Genomic DNA, 3,142 nt, shown 5'->3' with positions numbered 1-3,142 from the left:
GTGAATTCTAACGAGTTAATTTGAAGAGTCAAACACTTTTTCAAATTTTCTTTTTTAGAAGTTTTCCCTCCACTAACACTGCCTGAAGCCTTGCGGCGTCTGCCGTGTCAGTGAGGCGGCATTATAGGGAGTTTGGTTAGCTTGGCAAGTGCTTTTTATTGCTTTTTTTTCGGCTGCGCATTTTTCGCCCAAAGCTCATCTTTTATTGCTTAATTCAGGTTACACTTATCTCAGAGTAAAAAAATGAAAACAGGTAGGAGAAATAATGAGCTCGATTCGTTGTTATAAAGGCACTTCCCCCCAAATAGCTTCTCGTGTTTATGTTGACCCCTCTAGCGTTCTCGTCGGCGATATCACGATCGGTGAAGATGCAAGTATTTGGCCATTAGTAACGGCTCGTGGCGATGTAAATCATATCTGTATTGGGAGCCGTACTAATATCCAAGATGGGAGCGTACTTCACGTCACTCACAAAAACAGCACTAATCCAAATGGCTATCCCTTAGTGATTGGTCGTGAGGTGACGATTGGGCATAAAGTTATGCTACATGGTTGTGTAATTCAAGATCGAGTATTAGTCGGAATGGGGTCTATTATATTAGATGGTGCGCTGATCAGCAGCGATGTCATGATTGGTGCTGGAAGTTTAGTCCCACCAGGTAAAGTCTTAGAGAGCGGCTATCTTTATATCGGCAGCCCAGTAAAAAAAATTCGCCTACTCACGGATCAAGAACGTGAATTTTTAATCAAATCTGCAGATAACTACGTACAAACTAAAAATGATTATCTCAATGACGTAGAAATGCTCAACTGATGACTTCTATAGTACCGTACTGATTAAACGCTTCTTCTTCAATTAAAGCTTCAGCAAGCTCTTCAAGATCAAAACGTACTGTATTGAATACCGCAAGAGCTTGTTCTGGGCTATCAATGGCTTGTCCAGTGTATTGAGCTAATTGCCGAATAGAGATCTGACAAACAATAAGCGCTCCCCCCTGTTGAGCGGGAAACTCTATAACTTGAAGCTCTGGATTCCAATCCTGCATATCTGGAAAAAGGATAGATTGATTCATATTTCTCCCACTAAATTTTTTCTCAGCTCTCGCAAAACCTGTCTTGTCCCTGGACGAAGTCCTCGCCAAAGCATAAAACTTTCGGCAGCTTGAGCCACCAACATACCTAAACCATCATAAGCATGAACCGCTCCATTCTCTAACCCCCATTGATTGAAAATGGTTAGTCCTTTCCCATACATCATGTCATAGGCCACGCTCGTTGGAGAAAAAATAATGGGGGAAAGATTGGGCAATTCTCCCGCTAAACTGGCCGAGGTAGAGTTGATGATGAGATCAAAGCTGTGGCTGATTTCGTGCATAGCTTGCGCATCAACAGAACCAAATGATGCAAAGTTTGCGGCTAACTGCTCAGCTTTATTGAATGTACGATTGGTAATGGTAATACGCAAGGGGTGTTGATCTAACAGCGGTTTGATTACTCCACGAGCAGCCCCTCCAGCCCCTATTAACAATATATTAGTATTCTCAAGAATAACCTGATGCTGTAATAAATCTTGAACTAGCCCCTCTCCATCGGTATTGTCACCAATCACTTCACCATCATCGAGCTTTTTTAAGGTATTCACAGCGCCGGCAAGTTGAGCTCGCTCAGTCAACCGATCAGCAAAAAGATAAGCGTCTTCTTTGAAAGGAACGGTCACATTGCACCCTTTTCCACCCTGAGAAAAAAATTGCTCTGCGGCAGCTTGAAAACCATTAATCGGGGCCAGTTTGGCGGTATAACTCATCTTCTGGTTGGTTTGGCGAGCAAACAACGTATGAATAAAAGGAGACTTACTGTGCTCAATAGGGTTACCAAACACCGCATAGTGATCATGATGAAAATCCATATTCTCGCCCACTTCGCTAAATTATCTGTAAAGACCGTACCATTGAGCCTGTCTCATGTCACCATTCTTTCGGGACTAAAAACTCGCAAAGTTTTGCTTCTGCACTACCTTTTTCAGGGTGGTAGTTATATTGCCAGCGCGCTAATGGCGGCATCGACATCAAAATTGACTCAGTCCGACCACCACTCTGCAAACCAAACAGCGTTCCTCGATCAAAAACCAGGTTAAATTCAACATAACGACCACGTCGATAAAGTTGGAATTGTCGTTCTCGCTCGCCATATTGGGTCTGTTTGCGTCGCTTAACAATCGGTAAGTAAGCTTGAGTATAACCCTCACCCACTGATTTGATGTAGTCAAAGCAGCGCTCAAATCCCCATTGATTTAAATCATCAAAAAAAAGCCCACCAACCCCTCGCGTTTCTGCTCGATGAGGAAGATAAAAATACTCATCACACCAAGCTTTATGCATCTTATAAACATCAGCACCAAATGGCTCACAAAGTGTTCTCGCTACCTGATGCCATTCCCGACAATCATCTTCAAATGGGTAATAAGGGGTAAGGTCAAAACCACCGCCGAACCACCATATCGGTACTTCTCCCTCTTTTTCTGCGATAAAAAAACGCACATTAGCATGAGAAGTAGGAACATAAGGATTATGTGGATGCATTACGATCGATACCCCCATCGCCTCAAATTGACGTCCGGCTAATTGAGGTCGGTGTGCGGTTGCTGAAGCGGGCATTTGCTGTCCCGTAACATGAGAAAAATTAACACCACCTTGCTCAAATACCAAGCCATCAGACATCACTCGCGTCCGACCACCGCCCCCTAACCGTTCCTCAGCCTCTCGATACCATTCATCTTCAATAAAAGTCGCTTTTCCATCTACCGCTTCTAATTGCTGACAAATCCTATCTTGGAGGCCAAGTAAAAAATTCTTTACCGCTTGCTTATCAATGGTCGACATTATTTATTCCTTTGCGCGAAACTATCCTTGCCGTAACACTTGCTGAGTTTTTGCATCTCGAATTTCACTTGGTTTATTTCGTCCGCCCGTTTCACCATGTAAAATAGCTATTAATTGAGCGCCGAATTGCTGCACCACTTCATCTGTCGTCATACAGGAAGGGTGACCGGAGAGATTCGCGCTAGTTGATGTGATGGGTTTCCCATAAGCAAGGCATAACTGTTGCACTAAAGGGTGATCCGTAACTCGAACCGCTATTGTGT

Annotated in this window: 5 protein-coding genes; 1 reads left to right on the top strand and 4 read right to left on the bottom strand. The window is 43.5% G+C overall.

The window, feature by feature from the left end; translation table 11 throughout:
* The first annotated feature begins 265 nt into the window (after positions 1-265).
* Entirely contained in the window at positions 266-814 is a 549-nt protein-coding gene (locus B7C60_RS01325; RefSeq protein ID WP_099610103.1) for a gamma carbonic anhydrase family protein, read from the top strand.
* Here the strand turns inward: B7C60_RS01325 and B7C60_RS01320 are convergent.
* The 4 genes from B7C60_RS01320 to B7C60_RS17425 all read right to left on the bottom strand — a co-directional run.
* Positions 807-1,073 carry a DUF1488 family protein gene (locus tag B7C60_RS01320; protein ID WP_099610102.1) on the bottom strand — a complete coding sequence of 89 codons (267 nt, stop codon included), beginning with the start codon at positions 1,071-1,073 and terminating at the stop codon, positions 807-809. The two genes, B7C60_RS01325 and B7C60_RS01320, sit on opposite strands and share 8 nt — an antisense overlap.
* Positions 1,070-1,906 (bottom strand): shikimate dehydrogenase, encoded by an 837-nt coding sequence (aroE, locus tag B7C60_RS01315; RefSeq protein WP_099610101.1) that lies wholly within the window; start codon positions 1,904-1,906, stop codon positions 1,070-1,072. The genes B7C60_RS01320 and aroE overlap by 4 nt, the downstream gene beginning before the upstream one ends.
* Positions 1,907-1,964: 58 nt before the next feature.
* The gene (gene hemF / locus B7C60_RS01310) at positions 1,965-2,879 is read right to left on the bottom strand and encodes an oxygen-dependent coproporphyrinogen oxidase (RefSeq protein ID WP_099610100.1); all 915 of its coding nucleotides are present in this window, start codon (positions 2,877-2,879) and stop codon (positions 1,965-1,967) included.
* Between the two features lie 21 nt (positions 2,880-2,900).
* On the bottom strand, positions 2,901-3,142 hold a 242-nt coding region (locus B7C60_RS17425), incomplete at its 5' end, for a Sua5/YciO/YrdC/YwlC family protein (RefSeq protein WP_245868357.1).

The sequence above is a fragment of the Vibrio fujianensis genome, assembly GCF_002749895.1.
GTDB lineage: Bacteria > Pseudomonadota > Gammaproteobacteria > Enterobacterales > Vibrionaceae > Vibrio > Vibrio fujianensis.
Note: the sequence above shows the minus strand (reverse complement) of the source record. Positions and strands in the feature narration are given on the sequence as shown.

What these genes read in the sequence shown, in the direction of transcription:
- aroE (WP_099610101.1), bottom strand. Translation starts at nt 1,906, where the DNA reads ATGGATTTTCATCATGATCACTATGCGGTGTTTGGTAACCCTATTGAG.
- hemF (WP_099610100.1), bottom strand. Translation starts at nt 2,879, where the DNA reads ATGTCGACCATTGATAAGCAAGCGGTAAAGAATTTTTTACTTGGCCTC.
- B7C60_RS01325 (WP_099610103.1), top strand. Translation starts at nt 266, where the DNA reads ATGAGCTCGATTCGTTGTTATAAAGGCACTTCCCCCCAAATAGCTTCT.
- B7C60_RS01320 (WP_099610102.1), bottom strand. Translation starts at nt 1,073, where the DNA reads ATGAATCAATCTATCCTTTTTCCAGATATGCAGGATTGGAATCCAGAG.